This window comes from Azospirillum sp. INR13, assembly GCF_015390205.1.
In the GTDB taxonomy this organism is placed as follows: Bacteria; Pseudomonadota; Alphaproteobacteria; order Azospirillales; family Azospirillaceae; genus Azospirillum.
The window spans coordinates 12501-38158 of record NZ_VUOI01000027.1 but is presented as its reverse complement, the minus strand read 5'-3'; the positions used below and the strand labels follow the sequence as shown (position 1 = coordinate 38158).

The window sequence follows — 25658 nt, the reverse complement described above, 5'->3', positions numbered from 1 at the left end:
CCCTTCCATTGTCCGCATTTCCCGGCCGGGTCAACCCCCAGCAAGGGGAAAGCGGTGCTGTGTCGCGCATGGGGCCGGATGTCGGGCCGATGCGGCGGCACGGGTTTCACAATTTCGCATAAATTCGCTTAAATTTGTCGATTGCGCACCGGGGAGTGCAAGGCGGACAGTAGGAGCGTAAGGCGGATGGCCGGGCTGGGCAGCCCGGAGGCCGGTCCGGATGCCAGTCGGGTGGAGGCCCGGAATGAAGGAACTTCGCTGTCTGGTCTTCACCGACCAGGAGGTTGTGCGGGCCGTGCTCGACCGCCGGCGCCGGGTGAAGGATCCGTTGCCGGTCGGCACCGTGTCCAGGATCGTCTACCACCGCAACGAGGGGCCGGAGCAGGAGGGCATCGAAACCCGACTGTCCATCACAGACGATGACGGCGCGGTGACCGAGCTGGTGCTGGCCGATACCGAAGTGACGGCGGCGCTGGTCGGCTATTGCATGGGCCGGCGCATCCCCCTGCCGGTGGCGTCCGACAAGATGCTCCACCTGATCAACGGCGCGCTGACGCTGATGATCACCATGAACTTCAACAAGGCGCCGCGGCTGGTGGTGGCCGGTGCGGCGGAGGGAGCCGGAGCGGGAGCGGGAGACCGGCTGTCGCCGAAGCGGCGGGTCGGCCGGTAAGCCTGCCGCTGCCCCACCCATCTTTACGGCTTGCGGGGGGCGGCGGCTTCGCACAGTATCCGCGCCATGTCGGACATCTCCCCCTACACCCTCGCCGTACCGCTGCCGGACGAGGCCGCCACCGCGGCGCTGGGCCGCCGGCTGGGCGTCCTCCTGCGGCCGGGCGACCTCGTGGCGCTGCGCGGCGATCTCGGCGCCGGCAAGTCGGCGCTGTCGCGGGCACTGATCCGCAGCGTCACCCATGAGGACGCCGAGGTGCCGTCCCCCACCTTCACGCTGGTGCAGACCTACGACACCGCCATCGGCCCGGTCTGGCATTTCGACCTCTACCGTTTGTCGGGACCGGACGAGGTGTATGAACTGGGCTGGGACGATGCGCGGGCGGAAGCCGTGGCGCTGGTGGAGTGGCCGGACCGGCTGGGCCCGCTGCTGCCGCCCGACCGGGTCGAGGTGACGATGGAACATGACGGCCCCGACGCCCGCCGCGCCACTCTGACCGGCCATGGCGCGCTGGCGGCGCGGGTGGCCGCCGCCGACTGGACGCTGTGATGGCTGCTGTCTCTTCTGCGCGGGAAGCGGAGATCGCCGCCTTCCTGGCCGCCAACGGCCTGTCCGATGCCGTGCGCGAACCGCTGGCCGGCGATGCCTCCGCCCGCCGCTACGAACGCCTTCGCAAGGCCGATGGCGAAACCCTGATCCTGGTGGACACGCCCACCCCGGCCGACGACCTCGCCCCCTTCATCGCCATCGGCGCCGAACTGACGGCCATCGGGCTGTCGGTTCCCGCCGTGATCGCATCGGATGTGGAACGAGGATTAGCGATACAGGATGATTTCGGAAGCGAAACATTCTCCCGCCTGCTGGCCGACGGTGCCGATCCACAGCATCTCTACGAGTTGGCGACCGACGCGCTGATCGTCCTCCATCGCGACTGGCCGGAGGGGGCGGCGGAGCGCCTCGCCCTGCCCGTCTACGATCCGGCGCTGTTCATCACGCAGACCCGGCTGTTCATCGACGCCTATGTGCCGGTGGTACTGGGGCGCTCCTTGAGCACACAGGATCGTTCCGACTTCGATACGGCTTGGCGGACGGTGCTGGAGCCGGTCTGCGCCGGTGCGCCGTCGCTTCTGCTGCGCGACTACCATGTCGACAACCTGATGCGGTTGCCGCGGCCGGGAGTGAATGCTGCCGGTCTGATCGATTTCCAGAGCGCGGGCTGGGGGCCGCGGGCCTACGACCTCGTCTCGCTGCTGGAGGATGCGCGGCGCGACGTGGCGCCCGATCTGGCCGAGGCGATGGTCGTGCGCTACCTCGCCGCGTTCCCCGACACCGATGCCGCCGCCTTCCGTCGCGCCATGGCGGTTCTGGGGGCGGCACGCCACACGCGGATCGTCGCCATCTTCGTCCGTCTGGCGCTGAGCCAGGGGCGGCGGTCCTACCTTGTCCATCTGCCGCGGGTCTGGCGCCTGCTGGAGACTCAGCTGGCGAAGCCGGAGCTTGGGCCGGTCGCCGCCTGGTTCGACCGCCATCTGCAGCCCGAGGCTCGCGCCGCCTTCGTCGTTCCGGAGACGATCTGAGATGACCGTGACCATTCCCGACACCGCTATGGTGCTGGCCGCCGGCCAGGGCCTGCGGATGCGCCCGCTGACCAACCACATGCCAAAGCCCCTGATCCCGGTGCTCGGCAAGCCGATGCTGGACCATGCGCTCGACCGGCTGGCCGCCGCCGGCGTCGGCCGGGCAGTGGTCAACAGCCACTATCTGGGCACGATGATCGGGGAGCATTTGAAGGACCGGGCGGCTCCGGCCATCACCCTGTCGCCGGAGGATACACTGCTGGAGACCGGCGGCGGGGTGAAGAAGGCGCTGCCCCATCTGGGCACGGCGCCGGTCTATACGGTGAATGCCGACATCTTCTGGCTGGACGGCCCGGTGCCGGCTTTGCGCCGCCTGGCATCCCATTGGAACCCGGCGGAGATGGATGCGCTGCTGCTGCTGATGGCGACGACCAAGTCGGTCGGCTTTGAAGGCTTGGGCGACTATCACATGGACCCGCTGGGCCGCCTGACCCGCCGGGCCGAGCGCGAACTGGCGCCCTTCGTCTATGCCGGGGTGCAGATCGTGAAGCCGGAGCTGTTCGCGGCGGACACGCCGGACGGCGCCTTTTCCACCAACCTGATCTGGGACCGCGCGCAGGAGGCTGGGCGGCTGTTCGGCCTTGCCCATGACGGGCTGTGGTTCCACATCGGCACGCCCGCCGGGCTGAAGGAAGCCGAGGACCTGCTGGCCATCGGCGGCGTGCGGGCGGTGGCGCATTGAGGGCGTGGATTAAGGTACTATCGATGGGGAGTTTTGCCCCCACCTTAATCCTCCCCCGCTGGACGGGGGAGGAGACTGCCGCCGCCCTCCCAAACAAGCACCTGCCCCCTCCCCCGCCCAGCTCTCGCACAAAGCTTCGCTTTGTGCTGACGCGGCAGGCGGACCATAGGTCCGCTGAGAGCGGGGGAGGGTTGGGGTGGGGGCAAGCGGCTCGCTCATTGGAACTGATCGCATGCCGATGACCCACCCCAAAGTCTACAGCATCCCCGCGGTGCGCCCTTCGTCGACATGCTGGCGGCGGGGATCATGGAGCGGGTCGGCGGCGATCCGATGGCGCTGGCCGGGGTCACGGTGTTGCTGCCGACTCGGCGCGCCTGCCGGGCGCTGCAGGCGGCCTTCCTGCGCCGCTCCGGCGGGCTGCCGACGCTGCTGCCACGGATGGCGCCGCTGGGCGAACTCGACGCCGGCGACCTCAGCCTGACTGAGGAGGAGTTGCCCGACGTCCCGCTCGACCTGCCGGAAGCGATCTCGCCGCTGAACCGGCAGATGACGCTGGCGCGGCTGATCCTGGGGGCGGAGGGGCTGTCGGCGACGACGGCGCAGGCGGTGCGGCTGGGTGCCGATCTGGGACGGCTGATCGACGCGGTGTGGACCGAGCGCGCCGGCTTCGAAAAGCTGGAGTCGCTGGTGCCGGAGGATTATGCCGAGCACTGGCAGGTCACGCTCAAATTCCTGCGCATCATCACCGAGGTGTGGCCCGCCATCCTCGAGTCGACCGGAGAAGCCGACCCGGCCAAGCGCCGCAATCTGGCACTGGAGACGCAGGCAGCACTCTGGCAGGCCGCGCCGCCGCCGGGCATGGTGATCGCCGCCGGCTCCACCGGCTCCATCGCCGCGACGACGGAACTGCTGGCGGTCATCGCCCGGCTTCCGCAGGGGGCGGTGGTGCTGCCCGGCCTCGACACCGGCGCCGACGACACCATCTGGGACGCCATCGCCGGCGATGAGTCCCACCCGCAGCACGGCCTGTCACAACTGATCCATCTGCTGGGCGTCGAACGGGCCGAGGTGCAGCCCTGGACCGACGCGACCGAGCCGCGCGGCGCCCGCGCCCGGCTGATCGCCGAGGCGATGCGACCGGCGGCGACCACCGAAGGCTGGCGCGAGTTGTCGGGCGTGGATGCCTCCGCGCTGGACGGGTTGACCCGCATCGACGCCGCCACATCGGAGGAAGAGGCGCAGGTCATCGCGCTGCTGATGCGCCATGCGCTGGAGACTCCGAGCAAGAGGGCGGCGTTGGTCACCCCCGACCGCAACCTTGGGCGCCGGGTCGCCATGGCGCTGGCACGCTGGGGCATCCTGGTGAACGACTCGGGCGGCCAGCCGCTCGCCCACACCGCGGTCGGCACCTATCTGCGCCTGACGGCGGAGCTGGTGGCCAGCCGCGTCCATCCGCTGGCCCTATTGGCACTGGCCAAGCACCCGATGGCGGCCGGCGGCCGCGACTCGGCGGATTTTCGCGCCGCCGCCCGCGCGCTGGAGCGTGTGGTGCTGCGCGGCCCCCGCCCGGCCGAGGGGTTCGACGGCGTGCTGGCGGCGCTGGAACAGGCCGACCGCTTCGACCATGAGGAGCAGCAGGAGTTCCTGCGCACATGGCTGGTCGACATCGGCCAGCGCGCCGCCCCTTCCTGGAGGCGCTGACCACCGAGACGCCGCTGGCCGACCTCGTCCGCGCCCATGTCGCCTTCTGCGAATCGCTGGCCGCCGACGACGCGCTGACCGGTGCGGAGCGGCTGTGGCGCCAGGACGACGGCGAGGAGGCCGCACGCTTCGTGCACGATCTGCTCGACGCGGCGGAGGGCTTCCCGGCGATCCCGGCCAAGGATTACCCGGCGCTGCTCGACGCGCTAATGAGCGCGCGGGCGGTGCGCCCCCGCTATGGCCTGCACCCGCGGCTGTCTATTCTGGGTCCGATGGAGGCGCGTCTCCAGCATCCCGACCTGACCATCCTGGGCGGGCTGAACGAGGGGACATGGCCGCCGGCCGCCTCCGCCGATCCCTGGATGTCGCGGCCGATGCGGCGCGATTTCGGCCTGCCCAGCCCGGAACGGCTGGTCGGCATGTCGGCCCACGACTTCGCCCACGCCTGCGGCGCGCCGGAGGTGGTGCTGACCCGCGCGGCAAGGGTGGAGGGAACGCCGACCGTGCCGTCGCGCTGGCTGCTGCGGCTGGAAACCGTGCTGAAGGCGCTGGATCTGGACGGCGTGATCGAGGAGCGCGGGGCCTGCTGGCTCGGCTGGGCGCGCGGGCTGGACGAGCCCGACCGGGTGCAGCCGGTGGCGGCGCCCGAACCGCGCCCGCCGCTGACCGCCCGGCCGCGCAAGCTGTCGGTGACCGAGGTGGAGACCTGGATGCGCGACCCCTACGCCATCTATGCCCGCCACGCCCTGCGGCTGCGGGCGCTCGACCCCATCGCCGCCGATCCCGGCGCGTCGGACCGCGGCCAGATCATCCACGATACGCTCGACGCCTTCGTGCGCGAGCATCCCGGCCCGCTGCCGCATGACGCGCTCGACCGGCTGATCGCGCTCGGGCGGGACCGGTTCGGACCGCTGCTGCGCAGCCACCCCGACGTCTGGGCCTTCTGGTGGCCGCGTTTCGAGCGGGTGGCCGGCTGGTTCGTCGATCTGGAGCGCGACCGCCGCCCCCGCATCCGCCCGCTGGCGACCGAGGTGCCGGGCCGGCTGGAGCTCTCCGGCCCCGGCGGCCCCTTCACCCTGACCGCCAAGGCCGACCGCATCGACCGTGGTCCCGACGGGTTGGTGGTGATCGATTACAAGACCGGCACCCCGCCGAGCACGCGCGAGATCGAGCTTGGCTTCGCCCCGCAGCTGCCGCTGGAGGCCGCCATTGCCGCGGCCGGCGGCTTCAGCGGGGTGGATAAGGGCGACGTGGCCGAACTGACCTTCTGGCGCCTGTCCGGCGGCGACCCGGCCGGCGAGGAAAAGCCGGTGAAGGGCGATCCGGCGGCATTGGGCGAGTTGGCACGGGCCGGGCTGGAGGCGCTGATCGCGCGGTTCGACGACCCGAACACCCCCTACCGTTCCCGCCCGCGCCCGGCGATGGCGCCGCGGTATACAGACTACGCTCATTTGGCCCGAGTCCAGGAATGGTCGTCTGGTGGCGGGGAGGCCGTGGATTAACCGTCACTTTTATGCTAATAGGTTATTCTGCATCAATGACTTTTTATATGGATGTATGGCGATGGAGTCCTTAAAGCACAAGTTGTTTGACATTTTTGAACTCGAACAGGAAAAGGGCGCGGAGAAAGCACCAATACCGAGTGCAAACACCTTGGGCGGCTGGAAGATAGAAAACAACAGCCCCCCCTTTGATGAGGATAAAGCTCTCCGGTATCTGGAAAGAACTGAGAAAATCTTTGAACGCCGCCTAGGAAATTTCATTGATTCCATAAGCAAGAAATAAGGCAAACTCAAAGTAAATCACCTATTAATTACAGGGTAGCTATATGTCTTTCCGCGAAATTGAAGATGGTTTTAACCTTAATAGGCCATTATTTGATAGAAAGTTTCTTCAAAGGAAGAACTTTTTGGTTAAAGTTGGAGAGAGTACAGCAAGGATATTTTCTCGAGTCATTTTCAGAAAACACGGATTGGAAAATTCTATTTCCTTTAACTCAAATAGTCAGTTCATAGATCATATTGTCTGTGAATACTTTAGCCGAGTAGAAAAATTTAGGGATGAAAATAACTTTTCCGAAGATCATCTAATAAATTTTTCGAAAATAGCCGCGATCATGACAACAGTATTGCTTGATCTGGATCCAATAACCCTTTTCCGAATGGAACCTGAACTTCAGGAGTCTGCTTATGCAAAGCTATTGGTTCCGTATTTTTCTTATCAAGTTGTGGCTACAATCTTACAGTTAAATGTAGAAAAAATAGAAGCAATGGAAGAAAGAGATCTTCTGTATTGCTTCTATCATTATGCTGATAGGAAACCGAGCTTGGAATGGATTATATTGATGCTCAGGATGCTACAAAAGGCATACAGCGAGGATCTTCCAACACACTATGATAAGTTATGATAAGTAGCGTTGGAAATACCGCTCTGAATTCTTCCTTCCTGCCGCTCGATCCCAACGTGGCGCAGCGGCGGGCGTCCGATCCGACCGCGTCGGTGTGGGTCGGCGCCTCGGCCGGGTCGGGCAAGACCAAGGTGCTGACCGACCGGGTGCTGCGGCTGATGCTGTCCGGCACGCCGCCGGCGCGCATCCTGTGCCTGACCTTCACCAAGGCCGCCGCGGCGGAGATGGCGATCCGCATCAACCGGACGCTCGGCCTGTGGGCCACCCTGCCCGACGAGGCGCTGGAGGACCGGCTGGCCGACCTCTGCGGCGAGCGGCCGTCGATGGAAGCGCGGCTGAATGCCCGGCGCCTGTTCGCCCAGGTGGTGGACTGTCCCGGCGGCATGAAGATCCAGACCATCCACGCATTCTGCCAGTCGCTGCTGCGCCGCTTCCCGCTGGAGGCGGAACTCGCGCCGCATTTCGACGTGATGGACGACCGCACCGCCGACGGGCTGCTGACCGAGGCGCGCGATGCCGTGCTGCATGCCGGACGGACCGAGCCGGACAGCCCGCTCGGCCGCGCCATGGGCTGGCTGACCGGCGACCTGAACGCCGAGGACTTCGCGGACCTGCTGGCGGAGCTGGCCAGCCAGCGTGGGCAGGTGGAGAAGCTGTTCAAGAAGTTCAAAGGCCTGGACGGGCTGATCGACGCCATCCACGACCGGCTGGGGGTGCCGCCGGGCGTGACCGAGGAATCGATCCTGACCCACGCCTGCCACGACCACCAGTGCGACCCGCCGGCCCTGCGCGAGGCCTGCCAAGCCTTGTCGGGCGGCAGCGTCGGCGACCAGGAGCGCGGCATCGCAATCCAGCATTGGCTGGACGCCGCCGACCGCCGGGTCCGCGCTTTCGAGGCCTACAAGCGGCTGTTCCTGACCGCGGAGGGCAGCCCGCGCAAGACGCTGATCACCAAGAAGCCGGCCACCGCCTACCCGCAGGCTCTGCTGTCCCTGCAGAAGGAGGCGGAGCGGCTGGTGGAGATATCGGAGCGGGTGAAGGCCGCCGGTGTGGCCGCATCGACCACCGCCCTGCTGACACTGGCACAGGCGATGCTGGAGGCCTACCGCGAGCGCAAGGCGGCGCGCGCGCTGCTGGATTACGACGACCTGATCCTGGCGGCCAACCGGCTGCTAAGCGGCGACGAGGACAAGGCGCCGCGTGTGCCCTGGGTGCTGTACAAGCTGGACGGCGGCCTGGACCATATCCTGATCGACGAGGCGCAGGACACCAACCCCGACCAGTGGGCCATCGTCGCCTCGCTGGCCGGCGAGTTCTTCGCAGAGCTGGAGGCTGCGGCCCCTGACGGCAAGATTCGCACCGTCTTCGCGGTGGGCGACGAGAAGCAGTCGATCTTCAGCTTCCAGCGTGCCGATCCCGCCGAATTCGCCCGCATGCGCCGCCATTTCCAGGACAAGGCGGAGTCGGCCGAACGGCTGTGGGCCGGGGTGGACCTCGACATCTCCTTCCGCTCGACATCGGCGGTGCTGGAGACGGTGGACGCCGTCTTCGCCATCGACCGAGCCCGGGACGGTGTCGCGTCCGACGCCAGCCCGACCATCCGCCACCGCGCCTTCCGCCGCGGGCAGGCCGGGCTGGTCGAGCTGTGGCCGCCGGTAAAGCCGGCCGAAGCCGTCGAGACGCCGGCCTGGGCGCCGCCGGTGGCGCGCGAGTCCGCCGACTCGCCATCGGCCCGCCTCGCCTCGGTCATCGCAGCGACGGTGCATCGCTGGATCGACAGTGGCGAGAGGCTGGAGGCCAAGGGCCGTCCGGTGCAGCCCGGCGACGTGATGGTGCTGGTCCGCCGCCGCACCGCCTTCGTCACCGAACTGGTCCGCGCGCTGAAGGACCGCGGCGTGCCGGTGGCCGGCGTCGACCGCATGGTGCTGACCGAGCAGCTCGCCGTCATGGATCTGGTGGCGCTGTCCGACTTCCTGCTGCTGCCCGACGACGATCTGACCCTCGCCACCGTGCTGAAAGGCCCGCTGATCGGGCTGACCGAGGAGGCGCTGTTCCGCGTCGCCCATGGCCGGCGCGGCACGCTGTGGCGCTCCCTGGTGGCGCTGGCGGAGACGGAGCCGGAGTTCCGCCCGGCCCGGCGCTATCTGGGCGACCTGCTGGCGCGCACCGACTTTTCCGCGCCTTACGAGCTGTTCGCCGGGCTGCTGAACCGGCCCTGCCCGGCCGACGCACGGTCGGGGCGGCGCGCGATCCTGAAGCGGCTCGGCCCCGACGCCCAGGACCCGCTGGAGGAATTCCTGGCCGTCTGTCTGGCTTTCGAGAAGACCGAACCGCCGTCGCTGCAGAATTTCCTCGCCTGGCTGGCGGCCAGCGATGCGGAGATCAAGCGCGAGCTGGAACAGGGCGGCGGCACCGTGCGGATCATGACGGTCCACGGCTCCAAGGGGTTGCAGGCGCCGATCGTCTTCCTGCCCGACACGCTGGGCAGCCCGACGCAGAGCCCGCCGATCCTGTGGCCGGACGAGGACTGCCCGGTGCCGCTCTTCGCCGCCCGGCGGTCCCAGGAGGACGCGCTGTGCGCCGAGGCGCGGGCTCGGGCCAACCGGCGGCGCGACCAGGAATATCGCCGGCTGCTGTATGTCGCGCTGACGCGGGCGGAGGACCGCCTGTACATCTGCGGCCACCAGGGCAAGCGCGAGCCGTCCGACGATTGCTGGTACCGGCTGGTGGAAGAGGCGATGCGCGAGAACGGCGTGCCGCATGACTTCGACTTCACCGGCCTGTGCCCCGACGGCTGGGCCGGCGAGGGCTGGCGGCTGGTCGGCGCCCAGACCGCAGTGGTGCCGCGCCATGTCGAAACGGAAGAGAGTGCGTCCGCCGAGCCGCCGCCGCCCTGGATCGCCGAGCCGGCCCCGGGCGAGCCGGAGCCGTCGCGCCCGCTAACCCCGTCGCGGCCGGATGGCGAGGAACCGGCGGTGCGCTCCCCGCTCGGCAACGATGACGGCCAGCGCTTCCGCCGCGGCCTGCTGGTGCACCGGCTGCTGCAGACGCTGCCCAATCTGGCCGAGGAGGCACGCGAGGCCGCCTGCCGCCGCTTCCTCGCCCGGCCGGCGCACAAGCTGACGCCGGACCAGCAGGACGCCATCGCGCGCGAGACGCTGGCGGTGCTGAGCCATGCGGAGTTCGCGCATCTGTTCGGCCCCGGCTCGCGGCGGAGGTGCCGCTGGTCGGCGTGGTGGCGCTGGGCGACGGCAGCCGGGCGCTGGCCGGCCGCATCGACCGGCTGGCGCTGACCGGGGATACGGTGTGGATCGTCGACTACAAGACCAACCGGCCGCCGCCGCGGGATCTGGAAGACGTGCCAATGGTTTACCGTAGGCAGATGGCCGCCTACCGCGAGGCGTTGCGGGCGGTCTATCCGGGACGGCGGGTGCGTTGCGTGCTGCTGTGGACCGACGGCCCCTACACCATGGAACTGCCCCCCTCGGTGCTGGACACAGCAGCGGCGGGTCTGGCCCCGCGGGCGGGGTGAGAGGTGGCCGGCCGCTCCCCCGAAAGATGGGGTGACTTGACCGGCCGGGCGCCTCCGCCCTACATTTTGCTCAATTCCACTGACGGGGCGATGGCCGCCGGCCTTCCACAACCGGTCCGCGGCGCTTCCGAATCCAGGCTAGAGGTCACATGAGCACCACCATCAAGGTTACCGACGACAGCTTCGAGCAGGACGTCCTGAAGGCCACCGGCCCGGTCCTGGTCGATTTCTGGGCGGAATGGTGCGGCCCCTGCAAGATGATCGCCCCGGCGCTCGACGAGCTGGCCCGCGAGTATGAAGGCAAGGTCACCGTCGCCAAGCTGAACATCGACGAGAACCCGGGCACCCCGGGCAAGTACGGCGTGCGCGGCATCCCGACGCTGATGCTGTTCAAGGACGGCAGCGTCGCCGCCACCAAGATCGGCGCCCTGCCCAAGGGTGCGCTGTTCCAGTGGGTCGACTCGGCGCTGTAATCCGTTCGGGTCCGTTCAGATAAGGAAAAGCCCCGCCCGCGGTTGCCGCGGCGGGGCTTTTTCGTTGGGGGCGTGGATGGCTTCGGGTGAAGTTAGACCCCCACCTAACCTCCCCCGCCGGGCGGGGGAGGGACTGCCGCTGCTCTGTCGGACAAGCACTCTCCCGAACAAGCGCATGCCCCCTCCCCCGCCCAGCGGGGGAGGGTTAGGGAGGGGGCATCGTCAGCCGACACCTCCCCTCACTGCGCCTTCTTCGGCGGCTCCTTCGCCTTCTCCTTACCCGCAGCCCCCGCCAACTCGGCGGTGCGGGCGAGGTTGTCGGCGGCGGCGCGGCCCCATTCGCTGTCGGGAGCGACGCGGCGGGTCAGCGACCAGTCGTCGCGCGCGGCGGGCAGGTTGCCGCCCAGCGCCTTGACGTTGCCGCGCAGCAGGATCGCCTCCGGGTCACCGGGCTTCAGCTCCAGCGCATGGTCGATGTCGGACAGCGCCTGCCGGTAGTTGGACAGCGCCTTGTGGGCGGCGGCGCGATAGAGATAGGCGTCGGCCCGCCGCGGGTCGCGGGACAGAGCCGCGTCCAGGTCAACGATGGCGTCCCAGAAGCGTTCGCCCTCGGCACGGGCGAAGGCGCGGTCGATCAACAGGTCGGTGTCGCCCGGCATCTTGTCGAGTGCCTTGCTGTAGAGCCGCTCCGCCCGGCCCTGGTCGCCGGCACGCAGCCACGCCCAGCCGGCCCGGCCGAGCAGCGAGGCGGCGGCCTTGGGATCATCCTTCCCCAGCGTCGGCACCAGCGCCTCCATCTGGGTGCCGGCCGCCTTGAAGTCGCCGGCATGGAACAGTGCCAGCGCCTCGCAGAGCTTGGCGTGGTCGCCGCCGCCCTGCTCCCGCCAGCGTTTGGCGTCGGCCTTGGCGCCGTCGGGATTCGCCTCCGCCTTGGCGGAGCAGGCCTGAAGCTCGCGGTTGCGGTCCAGGGCGGACGAGGAGCCGGATGCGGCATGCGCCGCCGGCAGGGCTGCGAACAGCCCGAGGGCCAGCGCGCCGGAAAGGTAAGGATTGCGTCGGGTCATGGTGCCTTTACACTCCGCCATCGCCGAGCAGGGCGCAAGCCCGCAAGCCGAGCCCACAAGCCACGCCCCGGCGTTACGGATTCCCCTGCCCCAACCGGAACCGCCCGCAATGACCGATCCCCGCCTGTTCGTCTTCGGCCCCGGCTACAGCGCCCGCGTCTTCGCCGACGCGCTGCGCGCCGACGGATGGCGCATCGCCGCCACCTGTCGCAGCGAGGAGAAGAAGGCGGAGCTGGAGGCCCAGGGGATCGAGGCCTTCCTGTTCGACCGCGGCCGGCCGCTGGCCGATGCCAAGGCGGCGCTGGCCGGCACCACACATCTGCTGGTCAGCATCCCGCCGGATGCCAAGGGCGACCCGGTGCTGGACCAGCATGCCCGCGATCTGGCCGACCTGCGCACGCTGGACTGGGGCGGCTACCTGTCCACCACCGGCGTCTACGGCGACACCGGCGGCGAGTGGGTGAGCGAGGCGGCATGGCTGAAGCCGACGGGCGAGCGCCAGAAGCGGCGGGTGGAGGCGGAACGCGGCTGGCTGAACCTGTACCGCCAGTACGGCGTGCCGATGCATCTGTTCCGGCTGGCGGGCATCTACGGTCCCGGCCGCAGCGCCATCGATTCCGTGCGCGACGGCACCGCCCGGCGGGTCGACAAGCCGGGTCAGGTGTTCTGCCGCATCCATGTCGACGACATCGCCACGACGCTGCGCGCGTCGATGGCGCGGCCGACGCTGGGCGCCGTCTACAATGTGGCCGACGACCTGCCGAGCCCCTCGCACGAGGTGGTGGAGTATGCCTGCCGCCTGCTGGGGGTGGAGCCGCCGCCGCTGATCCCCTTCGATCAGGCGGAGATGTCGCCGATGGCCGCCAGCTTCTACGCCGATTGCCGCCGGGTGAAGAACGACCGCATCAAGCGCCAGCTCGGCGTCACACTGGCCTACCCCGACTATCGTGCCGGGCTGGAGGCGCAGTTGGCGACCGGGCTGTGACCGGAAATCCGGGAAGAGGTAAAGCTAAGGTTACAAAGCAAATGATTGACATATACTGGTAATCATAAGATTTAGCCAAAGACACACATGGAAAAGGCAAAACTTATTTAATAATCTCGCGGGATCATAAGCGTCCGGGCGACGACTATCCCGCGAGGTGTTGGGCGCATGAACAGCACGCCGACGGTCACGACCTCCCTCCCCTCCGCCACCCCCGCGGCGGGCGCGGACGGCATGGACTCCAGCGCCTTCCGCCGCCAGATGGACGAGGTCGTCTCCCGCATCCCGATGCACGCCATCCGCTCCGTGCTCGACGCGGTGGAGGGGGCGCCCAGCCCGAACGGCGAACGGGCGCGGCATCTGCGCGACGCGCTGGTCGAGCATTTCAACCGCCTGCGACCGATGAAGGCGCGCCGCCTGTTCACCAGCCTGTTCGAACCCTTCCTGGTCGACGATCCCATCCTGTACCGCTCGCCGGAGTCGGTGCCGGCGCTGATCCAGCGGGTCGACATGGGCGGCATCTGGGCGGCGCTGGCCCGCTACGCCTTTCCCGGCCTCGCGGCGGAGGTGCAGAGCCGGCTGGACGCCATGGCGCGCGAGTCGATGCTGGACGCCGTGCTGGCCAGCCCCGACGCGATGGTGATGCGCGAACTGATGCGGAAGGAGGCGCTCGACTTCCTCTACGCCATGGCCGGCGACCGCAAGCTGACCGACCGCTTCCTGGCGATGGCGAACGACGAGGCTCTGCACGACGCCGGGCTGCGCACCCAGTATCTCGGCCGCAAGGCGCCGATCGACGGCGACCTGCTGGGCTTCGTCCGCGCCCTGCTGGAGCACAACGAGGTTCTGGTGCCGCTGACCGAGCGGATGCGCCGCGACATCGAGGAAATGCAGGGCGCCGGCGACCCGCGGTCGGCCGAGGTGGATTGCCAGTCGGCGCTGATGGTCGGCTTCGTCCGCCGGGTGCGCGATCTCGGCCTGCCCTTCCGCGACCAGTCGCAGGTGCTGGCCTGGTTCGCCCCGCTCTACGGGCTGAACGTCAAGCGCCGCTATGACGTGTTCCTGCGCCATGTGCGCGAGCATGGCGGCCCGGCAGTGCGCGAGTCGCACCCGCTGCTGCGCGCCCTGCTCTGCCATTTCCAGGCCGCCTGCACCACCATCCGCGAAGTGGTGGACGGCATGCTGGGCGACATGGAAATCCAGGACGGCGGAGTCCTCTCGGCTCCCGCCCCGACCCGCACCCTGCTGGGCGAGGCGGTGGAGCGGTTCGACCGCGCGTTGACTGCGCTGTCCGGCACCGGCTTCCTCGCCAGCCGCTCCACCGGTCCGGCGCTGCGGGCGGAGCTGGCCGCGGTCAGCCGCGACCTGACCGGCACTGTGATGCCGGCGCTGGCCGCCCGGCTGCAGGCGGCGATGACCGCCCGCCACGCCCCGGTACCCGACCAAGAGGACATCGTCTGGCTGCTGGAACTGGTGTGGCGCTGGGGCCGCACTCTCGGCAATGCCGGCTATGCCAACCCGGAGCTGAAGTCGCTGCGCCTCTATGCGGTGGAGACCGGGCGCCTCGCCTTCCTCCAGGCCATGAAGGCCGAACCGCATGAGAAGCCGGCCCACCGCATGGCCCACATGCTGCGCATACGCCGGCTGATGGCGGCGATGGGCGAGACGGTGGACGGCTGGATCAGCCCGGTCAGTCAGGGCCTGCACCGGGTGGTACACAGCTACCTGGAGGCGGGGGGCGAGATCGCCGACGACGAATGGGCGGTGATCGACGCCTTCGTCGGCAGCGTGCGCAACGAGCTGAGCCGGTCGAGGAATTGGCAGAGCGCGGATTTCGTCGACATTCTGCGGCTGCATGAGGGGAGGCGGCGGGGTGGGTCGCTTTGAGGGAAAGCTAGCCCCCCACCTATCCTCCCCCGCTCTCAGCGGACCTACGGTCCGCCTGCCGCGTCAGCACAAAGCATGGCTTTGTGCGAGAGCTGGGCGGGGGAGGGACTGCCGCTGCTCTCCCGCACAAGCACTTGCCCCCTCCCCCGCCCAGCGGGGGAAGGTTGGGGGGGGCATCGAGCGAGAACTCCCCCCTCGGCCGAAGGCCTTAACCGCAACAATTTGGTTCGACGCACCCGTCGATGTGGTATGATGCGCGCCCGCTCGGGGCGGGACGGCCGGACAACGGCCCGCAACCCCGGTGGGTCCGCAAAAAGTTCTCCCTCCGGCCGAGACGACGCCAGCATGAACATCACCATCGAACGCGCCGCCCTTCTCCGTTCCCTGGGTCACGTGCAGAGTGTGGTCGAGCGGCGGAACACCATTCCGATCCTCTCCAATGTCCTGCTGCGCGCGGGCGACGGCGAACTGTCGCTGGCCGCCACCGACATGGATTTGGAGATCGTCGAGACGGTCCCGGCGACGGTCGGGCGTCCCGGCGGCACCACCGCCCCCGCCCACACCCTGTTCGACATCGTCCGCAAGCTGCCCGACGGCAGCCAGGTGGAGTTGGACATCGGCGGCGACGGCACGATCCTGACGCTGCGGTCCGGCCGGTCGCAGTTCAAGCTGTCCTGCCTGCCGGTGGAGGATTTCCCGCAGCTGTCCAGCGGCGAGCTGAAGCACAATTTCTCGGTCGCCGCCGCCGATCTGCGCGGCTGATCGACCGCACCCGCTTCGCGATCTCCACCGAGGAGACGCGCTATTACCTGAACGGCATCTACCTGCACGCTGCCAAGAGCAAGATGGGCAGCCTGGAGACGCCGGTGCTGCGCGCCGTCGCCACCGACGGCCACCGGCTGGCGCGGGTCGAGATGCCGCTGCCGGACGGTGCCGAGGGCATCCCCGGCGTCATCATCCCGCGCAAGACCGTCACCGAGATCCGCAAGCTGGTGGACGAGGCCGCCGACCGCATCGAGCTGTCGATGTCCGACAACAAGATCCGCTTCGGCTTCGACAGCGTCGTCGTCACCTCCAAGCTGATCGACGGCACCTTCCCCGACTATGAGCGGGTGATCCCGGTCGGCAACGACAAGGTGATGGAGGTGGACGCCAAGCTGTTCGCCGCCGCCGTCGACCGCGTCGCCACCATCTCCACCGAAAAGAGCCGGGCGGTGAAGCTGTCGCTGGTCCGCGGCGCGCTCACCCTGTCCGCCACCAGCCCGGAATCCGGCAGCGCCACCGAGGAGCTGGAGGTCAATTACGCCGAGTCCCCGCTGGAAATCGGCTTCAACTCTCGCTATCTGCTGGACATCACGCAGCAGATCGAGGGCGAGGGCGCCCAGTTCACGCTGGCCGACGCCGCGTCGCCGACCATCATCCGCGACGTCGCCGACTCCACCGCGCTCTACGTCCTGATGCCGATGCGGGTGTGATGGGGCAGCGGGGATCCTCCCCGCCCCAGGCGGAACGGACCAGTTGCAGCACACGGCAGTTTCGATGAACGGCGGCACCCCGGTGCCCGCCGCCCCCCTGACGCCGGCCCTGGCCGTGCGGCGGATGACGCTGACGCGTTTCCGTGGCTATGAGTCGGCACGCCTGGAGCCCGACCGCCGGCCCGTCGCCCTGATCGGCCCGAACGGGGCCGGCAAGACCAATCTTCTGGAGGCCGTCAGCTTCCTCGCCCCCGGCCGCGGCATCCGCGGCGCCCGGCTGGCCGAGGTGGAACGGCTGGGTTCGCCCCCCGGCGCCGGCTGGGCCGTGGCGGCGATGCTCGACACCCCGATGGGCCCGGTGGAGATCGGCACCGGCCGCGAGCCGCATGACGGCAATAGAACTTCCGACCGCGACCGCCGGCTGGTCCGCATCGACGGCCACCCGGCCAAGGGCCAGACGGCGCTGGCCGACCATGTCGCCATGGTCTGGCTGACCCCGCAGATGGACCGCCTGTTCCTCGAAGGGTCGAGCGGACGGCGCCGCTTCCTCGACCGGCTGGTCTTCGGCTTCGATCCCGCCCACGCCGGGCGGCTGTCGCGCTACGAGCATGCGCTGCGCGAACGCGCCCGGCTGCTGCGCGACGGCCGCTTCGACGAGGGCTGGCTCGGCGCGCTGGAGGACCAGATGGCGACCACCGGCATTGCCGTCGCCGCGGCCCGGCGCGAGGTGGTGCAGCGGCTGCGTGCCGCCTGCGCCCGCTCGGTCGGCCCCTTCCCCGGCGCCGACCTCGCCGTCGCCGGCACGGTGGAACGCTGGCTTGACGAAGGTCCGGCGCTGGCGGCCGAGGACGCGTTGCGCGAGTGCTTGCGCACCGGCCGCCGCGCCGATGCCGATGCCGGCGGTGCCACGGTGGGACCGCACAAGAGCGACCTCGCCGTCCGCCATGCGGCCAAGGACATGCCAGCGGCGCTCTGTTCCACCGGCGAGCAGAAGGCCCTGTTGATCGCCATCGTGCTGGCCAACGCCCGGCTGCTGGCGGCCGAACGCGGGGCGGCCCCCATCCTTCTTCTGGACGAAGTGGCTGCCCATCTCGACCCCGACCGGCGCGCTGCGCTGTTCGGCGAAATCCTGGCATTGGGCGCCCAGGCCTGGATGACCGGCACCGACGAGGGGGTTTTCGACCCACTTGGGGACGATGCGCGCCGGTTCCGCATCGAAGACGCCCACATTCGCCCCGGATAGGGCTGGAAATTCGGGCCGTGACCCAAAAAAAAGGCGTGTTCACGCACGCTAAACCGCCGAATCCGCAACCGAATCTGTTATAGTCGACGCATGGCACAGGAAGCACTGAAGAACGACCTCCCGCAGTCGGAGCCCCAGCAGGCGGACTACGGGGCGGAGTCGATCACCGTTCTGCGCGGGCTCGATGCCGTGCGCAAACGCCCCGGCATGTACATCGGCGACACCGACGACGGGTCCGGCCTGCACCACATGGTGTATGAGGTGGTCGACAACGCCATCGACGAGGCGCTGGCCGGCTATTGCGACAAGGTCGAGGTTCTGCTGAACGCCGACGGATCGGTCACGGTGCGCGACAACGGCCGCGGCATCCCGACCGACATCCATTCGGAGGAAGGCGTCTCGGCGGCCGAGGTCGTGATGACCCAGCTGCATGCCGGCGGCAAGTTCAACCAGAACAGCTACAAGGTCTCCGGCGGCCTGCACGGCGTCGGCGTGTCGGTGGTGAACGCGCTCTCCGAAACGCTGGATCTCCGCATCTGGCGCGGCGGCCGCACCTGGACCATGCGCTTCCGCCACGGCGTCGCCGAGGCGCCGCTGGCCGACGTCGGCGAGGCGCCGATGGTGCCGGAGAAGGGCAAGCAGCTGTCGGGCACCGAAGTCACCTTCATGCCCTCGGCCGAAACCTTCACCAACATCGAGTTCGACTACGCCACGCTGGAACACCGGCTGCGCGAGTTGGCCTTCCTCAACTCCGGCGTCCGTCTGGTTCTGACCGACGCGCGCGGGGTGGAGCCGAAGGTGCAGGACCTGCATTACGAAGGCGGCCTGGAAGCCTTCGTGGGCTGGCTCGACCGCTCCAAGACGCCGCTGCACAAGCCGGCGATCACGCTGAAGAACGAGCGCCCGACCGAGCACGGCGGCGTGGTGACGGTGGAATGCGCGCTGCAGTGGAACGACAGCTACCACGAGACGACGCTGTGCTTCACCAACAACATCCCGCAGAAGGACGGCGGCACCCACCTCGCCGGCTTCCGCGCGGCGCTGACCCGTGCCATCAACAACTATGCGACCGAGTCCGGCATCGCCAAGAAGGAGAAGGTCAACCTGTCGGGCGACGACGCCCGTGAAGGCCTGACCTGCGTCCTGTCGGTGAAGGTTCCGGATCCGAAATTCTCCAGCCAGACCAAGGACAAGCTGGTCTCAAGCGAGGTTCGTCCCGTCGTCGAGGCGGTGGTGGGCGAGGCTCTGGCCCAGTATTTCGAGGAACATCCGGCCGACGCCCGCCGCGTCGTCCAGAAGGTGGTGGAAGCCGCCGCCGCCCGCGAGGCCGCCCGCAAGGCGCGCGAGCTGACCCGCCGCAAAGGCGCGCTCGACATGGCCTCGCTTCCCGGCAAGCTGGCCGACTGCCAGGAACGCGACCCGGCGGCGTCGGAGCTGTTCATCGTCGAGGGCGACTCGGCCGGCGGTTCTGCCAAGCAAGGCCGCTCGCGCCAGTTCCAGGCCATCCTGCCCTTGCGCGGCAAGATCCTGAACGTGGAGCGCGCCCGCTTCGACAAGATGCTGGGGTCTGCGGAGATCGGCACGCTGATCGCCGCGCTCGGCACCGGCATCGGCCGCGACGAGTTCAACGCCGACAAGACGCGCTACCACAAGATCATCATCATGACCGACGCGGACGTGGACGGCAGCCACATCCGCACCCTGCTGCTGACCTTCTTCTTCCGGCAGATGCCCGATCTGATCGAGCGCGGCTATCTCTACATCGCCCAGCCGCCGCTCTACCGCATCAAGCGCGGCAACGCCAAGGAACGCTACCTGAAGGACGACCGGGCGCTGGAAGAGTATCTGGTCGAAGCGGCGCTGGGCGACCTGTCGGTCCAGCTGTCCGACGGCACCCTGCTGATCGGCGAGCAGCTGTCCGGTCTGGTCGATCAGGCGCGCACCGCCCGCCCGGCGATCGACACGCTGTCGCGCAAGGTCGGCAACGCCATGGTGGTGGAGCAGGCGGCGGTCGCCGGCACTCTCTCCGCCAACCTTGCCGAGGACAAGGTCGCCGCCGAGGCTGCGGCCAAAGCGGTGGCAGAGCGGATGAGCAGGATGGACGCCGATGGCGGCTGGCGCGGCGAGGCCCTGCCCCAGGGCGGCTATGCTGTCATCCGCGCCCGGCGCGGCGTGACCCACCGCCATCTGTTCGACGTCGACCTGCTGAAGAGCGGCGAGGCACGCCGCCTGGACGGGCTGGCCACCGACCTGAAGCGGGTGTTCGGCACCGCCGGCAAGGCCTTCGAGAAGCAGAAGGAGACCCGTGCGCTGACCGGTCCCGTCGCCCTGTTCGACACGGTGATGGAACTGGGCCGCCGCGGCGTCACCATCCAGCGCTACAAGGGTCTGGGCGAGATGAATCCGGACCAGCTGTGGGAAACCACGCTGGACCCGACCAAGCGCTCGCTGCTCCAGGTCCGCGTCAGCCACGCCGATCAGGCGGAAGAGGTGTTCTCCACCCTGATGGGCGACATCGTCGAACCGCGGCGCGAGTTCATCCAGGACAACGCACTGAAGGTGTCGAACCTGGACGTCTGATTCACGTACCTGTGGTCAGTTAAGCAAAAGATGAGAAACCGGATCCTATGTTTGAGACACTTTTAACCGTTGTCTCACGGGAGACGGCGGGGTTCCTCTCCGGACCCTGAGAGCAAGCAAAGAGGGCGGGGCCAAGATGGCTCCGCCCTTTCTGTTTGTGCTGCGGGTCATCACGACCTCCATGCGGATGTGCGCGACTCCAATGTCAGTCCTTGGGTCGCTTGCGCCGCGGCGGCTCTCCGACACCGTCGATGATCAAGTCGGAGAGCATGAGCGAGGGATGCGTTTCAAGTCCGCGCGCCAGATCGACCACCATCGCCAGCGACGGACTGGAACGGCCACGCTCCAAGTCGCTGAGATAAGGCACGCTCATTCCTGCACGGAACGCGAGTTCCTCCTGAGAGAGGCCCTGTGCCGTTCGCAATTTCCGCAGAATGGCGCTGAACTGAGTGGCGATATCGTCCATCCGCAGGAATGCACGGCGTTGCCGAGCGGATCACCATAAGATATATCTTAAGACGTTCGCTCCGTTTGGCAGCCATCTTCCCGTCGCTGCCGCCTCCAGGCGTAAACGCCTTCGACAGCAAGGTACAGGAAGCCATTCGCGATAGGTAATCAGCTGCAATTCGAAAGTAAGTCATGTCCGACCAAGAACGGAGTGCGACCCAGCTCGAAGGCAGGGTGAAATGGTTTTCACAAGACAAAGGATACGGGTTCATCGTTGGTGACGATGGTGTGGATCGCTACTTCGCCGTACAGGACATACGCGGTGTCTATTTGCCTTCCAATGGAGACTTCGTCGAATTTAATCATGAGATGACACGCAAGGGACCGCGTGCAGTTGGCGTCGAACTGGTCGCACGTGTTGCAAAGGAACCGGGGCTGGGGCGGGTATGCTGCCAGAGCTGTGGCAAAGCAATGGTGCCTCGGGTTGTCAATCGGCTTGAGATAGGGACCCTGGCCGCTTTCGCGTCGGAAACCGTGGCCGCTTTCAGTCGGAATCTGCAAACAGGGTCACGGTCGGGCTGTAAGTGCGGATGAAGCTCGCTTCGCCGACCGCCTGCGCGCCGTGGTCGAGGACGGCGATCCGCTTATCGATGACCTCGTAGCCGTCGCAGATCGGACAGACCCGGATTTGGCCGCGCTGCATCGCCTCATAAAGATGAGCTACCCGCGGCTGGCCGTCGATGACGCCGGTCGCGAGCAGAACGGCGGCCGCGTTTACCTCCCTGTCGTCTCCCAGCGTGGCGCGGAAGCCGCCTGCCACCCGCTCCAGCGCGGCGACCGACCCGGTTTCGATATGGCCGCCATGGGTTTCGGCCTGGGCGCGGATGCGGGCGAGCAGATCGGTGCCGCGGATGCCTCCCGTGAAGCCGGCGAGGTTGTGGGAGGTCGGAATCCAGGCGCAACGGCTCTTCGCCTCGTCCACCACCAGGGCCGAGCGGCGATAGCGGGCCAAGTAGATGGCGGCAGTCAGCCCGGCAGGACCACCGCCGACGATCAGGCAATCGAGCATGGACGGCAGTACCCCTCCGCCGAGTGCCGCCTTGTGACGGCCTTGGGAAGCTGAATCATGGCGCCTGTCCCTATGGCTATCCCTATGGCAGTCCCTATGACTATCCAACGCGTCGAGGTGATTACGGGTCTGGAGAAACGGCGGCAGTTCACTGACGATGAGAAGCTGCGGCTGGTCGAAGAGGCTTTCCAGCCCGGCGCCAAAGCGACTGAGGTTGCCCGACGTCAAGGCGTGGACGTCAGCCTGCTCTATCGCTGGCGCCGCCAGTTCTTCGGTCCGCAACCCCGGCTGCCGGCCTTCATGCCGATCACCGTCGCCACCGATGAGCCGTCGCCGGAGGACGCGCCGGAACCGCCCCCAGCCTCCTGCACTCTGCCCGCCGGCATCATCGAGGTTGAGTTCGCGGTCGCCCGCCTGCGGATCACCGGCTCGGCCGATCCGGCTCTGGTCGGAACGGTGATCGCCGCGCTGTCGGGGCGGTCAGCATGATCCCGGTGCCGTCAGGCGTGCGGGTCTGGCTGGCCGGCGGGGTCACCGACATGCGTTGCGGAATGAACTCACTGGCGCTGAAGGTCCAGGAAGGGCTTGGCCGCGACCCTCATGCCGGCGATCTATACGTCTTCCGTGGGCGTCGCGGCGACATGGTGAAGTGCCTGTGGCACGATGGGCTTGGCATGTCGCTGTACGCCAAGAGGCTTGAGCGAGGCCGTTTCATCTGGCCCAGCCCGGTTGACGGAGCCGTGGCCATTTCCGCTTCCCAACTCGCGTATCTGCTCGACGCGATCGACTGGCGCAATCCCCAGCAAACCTGGAGGCCGCGCTCGGCCGGATAGGCTGCGGCACAATGAATCAGCCCGCCGTCATCCGGCAGGAAGAGCAAGGATCGATGCGGGTTTCAGGGTATAATCCGGCCCTATGGACGCCTTGCCCGACGACATTGCCAGCTTGCGCGCCGCCTTGGCGCAGGCCGAGGCGCGGGCGGACGCGGCCGAAGCGGAAGCGGCACGGGCCAAGGCGATGGCGTCGAATACCGAGGCGCTGATCGCCAACCTGAAGCTGGAAATCGAGAAGCTCCGGCGCGAACTCTACGGTACGCGCTCCGAGCGCAAGGCGCGCCTGCTGGATCAGTTGGAGTTCCAGCTCGAAGAGCTGGAAGCGACGGCCAGTGAGGACGAGTTGGCGGCCGAGCAGGCCGCTACCCGAACGACCGCGGTGGCGGCCTTCACCCGCAAGCGGCCGTCGCGCCAGCCCTTTCCCGACCATCTGCCGCGCGAACGCGTCGTTGTGCCGGCCCCGGCGAGTTGCCCGTGCTGCGGCTCGGACAAGCTGTGCCGGCTGGGCGAGACGATCACCGAAACACTGGAGGTGATCCCGCGCCAATGGAAGGTGATCCAAACGGTGCGCGAGCGGTTCTCCTGCCGGGCCTGCGAGACGATCAGCCAGCCGCCGGCGCCGTTCCACGCCACCCCACGCGGCTGGGCCGGCCCCAACCTGCTGGCCACCCTGCTGTTCGAGAAGTTCGGCCAGCATCAGCCGCTGAACCGGCAGGCCGAACGCTTCGCACGGGAGGGTGTGCCGCTCAGCCTGTCCACCCTGGCCGACCAGGTGGGCACCGCCGCCGCGGTGCTGAAGCCGCTGCACGACCTGATCGCCGCGCATGTGATGGCAGCCGGGCGACTGCATGGAGACGATACACCAGTGCCCGTGCTGGCCAAAGGCAAGACCGACACCGGGCGGCTGTGGGTGTATGTGCGTGATGACCGGCCGTTCGCCGGCCAAGCCCCACCGGCAGCGCTGTTCCACTATTCGCGCGACCGCAAGGGCGAGCATCCCGAACGGCACCTGTCCGGCTTCACGGGCTGGCTGCAGGCCGATGCGTTCGCCGGCTACAATCGGCTGTACGAACCCGACCGCAAGCCGGGGCCGATCCGCGACGTGCTGTGCTGGGCGCATGCAAGGCGCGGCTTCTTCAAGCTGGCCGACATCGCCGCGAACACCAGGCGCGGCAAGGACGCCCCGCCGATCTCGCCGTTGGCGCTGGAGGCCGTGAGGCGCATCGATGCCCTCTTCGATCTCGAGCGCGCCTTGAACGGCAAGCCGGCGGCCGAGCGGCTGGCGGCCCGCCAGGAGCACGGCGTTGCTCTGGTAGCCGCGCTGGAGGATTGGATGCGGACGGAGCGCGCCCGGCTCTCCCGCCATGCCCCCGTGGCCAAGGCGATGGACTACATGTTGACCCGATGGGACGGCTTCACCCGGTTCCTCGGCGACGGCAGGCTATGCCTGACGAACAACGCCGCCGAACGCGGCCTGCGTGGGATCGCTTTGGGCCGGAAAGCGTGGCTGTTCTGCGGCTCCGATCGCGGCGGGCAGCGGGCGGCGATCATGTATGGCCTGATCACCACGGCCAAGCTCAACGACGTTGACCCGCAGGTGTGGCTCGCCGACGTGCTGGCCCGCATCAACGACATCCCCCAAACCCGCCTGCACGAACTGCTGCCCTGGAACTGGAAGGCAATCCGCGAGCAGACGAAAGCGGCCTGACCGCGGCGCTCAGCGGATGCTTACGGACGGCATCGCGTTCCTTGTCCTGAACCGGGCAAACGAAGCGTGCCCTTCGGTTCATAGACAAGCGGAGCGGCCGGATGTCACGCCCCGCGCCCATCGGACAAAATGTGCACAGCAAAAAGCCCGCCGAGCGCAAGCTCGGCGGGCCTTTTTTGTAGGTTTGGTTGCGGGGGCAGGATTTGAACCTGCGGCCTTCAGGTTATGAGCCTGACGAGCTACCGGGCTGCTCCACCCCGCGGATGTCTCTCATATAGGGTGATGGATGTCGTGACGATGCCGGCGATTTGAGCTTCGGTTTGAGCGTCTCTTGAGTCTGAGTGACCTGGCGGCGACCTACTCTCCCACGTCTTAAGACGCAGTACCATTGGCGCGGAGGCTTTTCACGGCCGAGTTCGGGATGGGATCGGGTGTTTGACACCTCGCCATGACCACCAGGTCACCAAGGCTCAAGACCGACGCTGTTCCGAAGCGTATCGCTGTTCAGTGCAAGTGATTGAGGATGTATCGAACCGGCGGCGTTGCGTCAAGCAGGGCCTTTCCAAGCAGGCTTGCTGCTGCGCATGGCGCGGTTTGTGGTGTCGAGATCAAGCCGATCGAGCGATTAGTAAGGCTTAGCTTCAGGCATTGCTGCCCGTCCACATGCCTCCTATCGACGTGATGGTCTGTCACGGCTCTCAAGGGAGCTCTGGTTTAGAGGTGGGTTTCCCGCTTAGATGCTTTCAGCGGTTATCCCGTCCATACTTAGCTACCCGGCCATGCCACTGGCGTGACAACCGGTGCACCAGAGGTATGTCCATCCCGGTCCTCTCGTACTAGGGACAGATCCTCGCAAAACTCCGACACCCACGGCAGATAGGGACCGAACTGTCTCACGACGTTCTAACCCAGCTCACGTACCACTTTAATCGGCGAACAGCCGAACCCTTGGGACCTGCTCCAGCCCCAGGATGTGATGAGCCGACATCGAGGTGCCAAACGACTCCGTCGATATGGACTCTTGGGAGTCATCAGCCTGTTATCCCCGGCGTACCTTTTATCCGTTGAGCGATGGCCCGTCCACGTGGAGCCACCGGATCACTATGGCCGACTTTCGTCTCTGCTCGACTTGTCAGTCTTGCAGTCAGGCGGGCTTATGCCATTGCACTCGACGAGCGATTTCCGACCGCTCTGAGCCCACCATCGCGCGCCTCCGTTACACTTTGGGAGGCGACCGCCCCAGTCAAACTACCCGCCATGCA

22 protein-coding genes, 1 tRNA gene, 2 rRNA genes and 1 pseudogene (1 of these 26 only partly in view) are annotated in these 25658 nt (G+C 67.7%); 20 read left to right on the top strand and 6 right to left on the bottom strand.

Going from position 1 to position 25658, the window contains the following annotated elements; translation table 11 throughout:
• The first annotated feature begins 244 nt into the window (after positions 1-244).
• From F1643_RS17310 to trxA, 11 genes are all read left to right on the top strand, one after another.
• Positions 245-673, top strand: coding sequence for a hypothetical protein (locus F1643_RS17310; RefSeq protein ID WP_194914476.1), 429 nt, complete (start codon positions 245-247; stop codon positions 671-673).
• Positions 674-739: 66 nt separating this feature from the next.
• The gene (tsaE, locus tag F1643_RS17305) at positions 740-1222 is read left to right on the top strand and encodes a tRNA (adenosine(37)-N6)-threonylcarbamoyltransferase complex ATPase subunit type 1 TsaE (protein WP_149227793.1); all 483 of its coding nucleotides are present in this window, start codon (positions 740-742) and stop codon (positions 1220-1222) included.
• Entirely contained in the window at positions 1222-2250 is a 1029-nt protein-coding gene (locus F1643_RS17300) for an aminoglycoside phosphotransferase family protein (protein ID WP_194914474.1), read from the top strand. Before tsaE ends, F1643_RS17300 begins: the two co-directional genes overlap by 1 nt.
• A gap of 1 nt (position 2251) precedes the next feature.
• Positions 2252-2992, top strand: coding sequence for a nucleotidyltransferase family protein (locus F1643_RS17295; protein ID WP_194914472.1), 741 nt, complete (start codon positions 2252-2254; stop codon positions 2990-2992).
• Positions 2993-3280: 288 nt separating this feature from the next.
• A complete protein-coding gene (locus F1643_RS23655; RefSeq protein ID WP_255542939.1) occupies positions 3281-4693 on the top strand; it encodes a hypothetical protein in 1413 nt (470 codons plus the stop codon).
• Entirely contained in the window at positions 4645-6195 is a 1551-nt protein-coding gene (gene addB, locus F1643_RS23650) for a double-strand break repair protein AddB (RefSeq protein WP_255542937.1), read from the top strand. Before F1643_RS23655 ends, addB begins: the two co-directional genes overlap by 49 nt.
• Before the next feature lie 61 nt (positions 6196-6256).
• Entirely contained in the window at positions 6257-6478 is a 222-nt protein-coding gene (locus tag F1643_RS17285; RefSeq protein ID WP_194914471.1) for a hypothetical protein, read from the top strand.
• Positions 6479-6521: 43 nt separating this feature from the next.
• Entirely contained in the window at positions 6522-7100 is a 579-nt protein-coding gene (locus F1643_RS17280) for a hypothetical protein (protein WP_194914470.1), read from the top strand.
• Between the two features lie 56 nt (positions 7101-7156).
• A complete protein-coding gene (addA, locus tag F1643_RS17275) occupies positions 7157-10393 on the top strand; it encodes a double-strand break repair helicase AddA (protein ID WP_370540665.1) in 3237 nt (1078 codons plus the stop codon).
• Positions 10318-10632: a PD-(D/E)XK nuclease family protein gene (locus tag F1643_RS25040; protein WP_370540664.1), complete on the top strand. Its 315-nt coding sequence runs from the start codon at positions 10318-10320 to the stop codon at positions 10630-10632. Before addA ends, F1643_RS25040 begins: the two co-directional genes overlap by 76 nt.
• Positions 10633-10781: 149 nt before the next feature.
• Positions 10782-11105, top strand: a complete 324-nt coding sequence (gene trxA, locus F1643_RS17270) for a thioredoxin TrxA (RefSeq protein WP_194914468.1) — start codon at positions 10782-10784, stop codon at positions 11103-11105.
• 239 nt (positions 11106-11344) lie between these two features.
• Here trxA and F1643_RS17265 read toward each other — a convergent pair whose 3' ends face one another.
• Positions 11345-12169 carry a hypothetical protein gene (locus F1643_RS17265; protein WP_255542935.1) on the bottom strand — a complete coding sequence of 275 codons (825 nt, stop codon included), beginning with the start codon at positions 12167-12169 and terminating at the stop codon, positions 11345-11347.
• A 109-nt stretch (positions 12170-12278) separates the two neighbouring features.
• Here F1643_RS17265 and F1643_RS17260 point away from each other — a divergent pair, with 109 nt between their 5' ends.
• The 5 genes and pseudogenes from F1643_RS17260 (at position 12279) to gyrB (ending at position 20339) form a co-directional block, all read left to right on the top strand.
• A complete protein-coding gene (locus F1643_RS17260) occupies positions 12279-13154 on the top strand; it encodes an SDR family oxidoreductase (protein WP_194914466.1) in 876 nt (291 codons plus the stop codon).
• 168 nt (positions 13155-13322) lie between these two features.
• Positions 13323-15041 carry a hypothetical protein gene (locus F1643_RS17255; protein WP_194914464.1) on the top strand — a complete coding sequence of 573 codons (1719 nt, stop codon included), beginning with the start codon at positions 13323-13325 and terminating at the stop codon, positions 15039-15041.
• A 345-nt stretch (positions 15042-15386) separates the two neighbouring features.
• Positions 15387-16516, top strand: a pseudogene (gene dnaN / locus F1643_RS17250) (DNA polymerase III subunit beta).
• A 64-nt stretch (positions 16517-16580) separates the two neighbouring features.
• The gene (recF, locus tag F1643_RS17245; RefSeq protein ID WP_194914499.1) at positions 16581-17759 is read left to right on the top strand and encodes a DNA replication/repair protein RecF; all 1179 of its coding nucleotides are present in this window, start codon (positions 16581-16583) and stop codon (positions 17757-17759) included.
• A gap of 90 nt (positions 17760-17849) precedes the next feature.
• Positions 17850-20339, top strand: a complete 2490-nt coding sequence (gene gyrB, locus F1643_RS17240) for a DNA topoisomerase (ATP-hydrolyzing) subunit B (protein ID WP_194914462.1) — start codon at positions 17850-17852, stop codon at positions 20337-20339.
• Between the two features lie 205 nt (positions 20340-20544).
• On the opposite strand, the gene F1643_RS17235 is transcribed toward gyrB, so the two are convergent.
• Positions 20545-20805, bottom strand: coding sequence for a helix-turn-helix domain-containing protein (locus F1643_RS17235; protein WP_194914459.1), 261 nt, complete (start codon positions 20803-20805; stop codon positions 20545-20547).
• A gap of 173 nt (positions 20806-20978) precedes the next feature.
• Between F1643_RS17235 and F1643_RS25035 the strand changes: the two genes are divergently transcribed.
• Positions 20979-21380, top strand: coding sequence for a cold shock domain-containing protein (locus F1643_RS25035; protein WP_194914458.1), 402 nt, complete (start codon positions 20979-20981; stop codon positions 21378-21380).
• Here the strand turns inward: F1643_RS25035 and F1643_RS17225 are convergent.
• Complete coding sequence (locus F1643_RS17225; RefSeq protein WP_255542933.1) at positions 21331-21855, bottom strand: NAD(P)/FAD-dependent oxidoreductase; 525 nt, start codon at positions 21853-21855, stop codon at positions 21331-21333. The genes F1643_RS25035 and F1643_RS17225 overlap by 50 nt on opposite strands.
• 96 nt (positions 21856-21951) lie before the next feature.
• On the opposite strand from F1643_RS17225, the gene F1643_RS17220 reads away from it, so the two are divergent.
• The 3 genes from F1643_RS17220 to F1643_RS17210 all read left to right on the top strand — a co-directional run bounded on the left by F1643_RS17220 (position 21952) and on the right by F1643_RS17210 (position 24396).
• Complete coding sequence (locus F1643_RS17220) at positions 21952-22344, top strand: transposase (protein WP_194911765.1); 393 nt, start codon at positions 21952-21954, stop codon at positions 22342-22344.
• A complete protein-coding gene (tnpB, locus tag F1643_RS17215) occupies positions 22341-22688 on the top strand; it encodes an IS66 family insertion sequence element accessory protein TnpB (RefSeq protein WP_194911767.1) in 348 nt (115 codons plus the stop codon). Before F1643_RS17220 ends, tnpB begins: the two co-directional genes overlap by 4 nt.
• Before the next feature lie 82 nt (positions 22689-22770).
• Complete coding sequence (locus F1643_RS17210) at positions 22771-24396, top strand: IS66 family transposase (protein WP_194911770.1); 1626 nt, start codon at positions 22771-22773, stop codon at positions 24394-24396.
• A gap of 185 nt (positions 24397-24581) precedes the next feature.
• Here F1643_RS17210 and F1643_RS17205 read toward each other — a convergent pair.
• The 3 genes from F1643_RS17205 to F1643_RS17195 form a co-directional block, all read right to left on the bottom strand.
• A tRNA-Met gene (locus F1643_RS17205) sits at positions 24582-24658 on the bottom strand.
• A gap of 82 nt (positions 24659-24740) precedes the next feature.
• Positions 24741-24856 (bottom strand): 5S ribosomal RNA (rrf, locus tag F1643_RS17200).
• Positions 24857-25000: 144 nt separating this feature from the next.
• Positions 25001-25658: ribosomal RNA gene (locus tag F1643_RS17195) — 23S ribosomal RNA — on the bottom strand; it runs 2105 nt beyond the window's last position.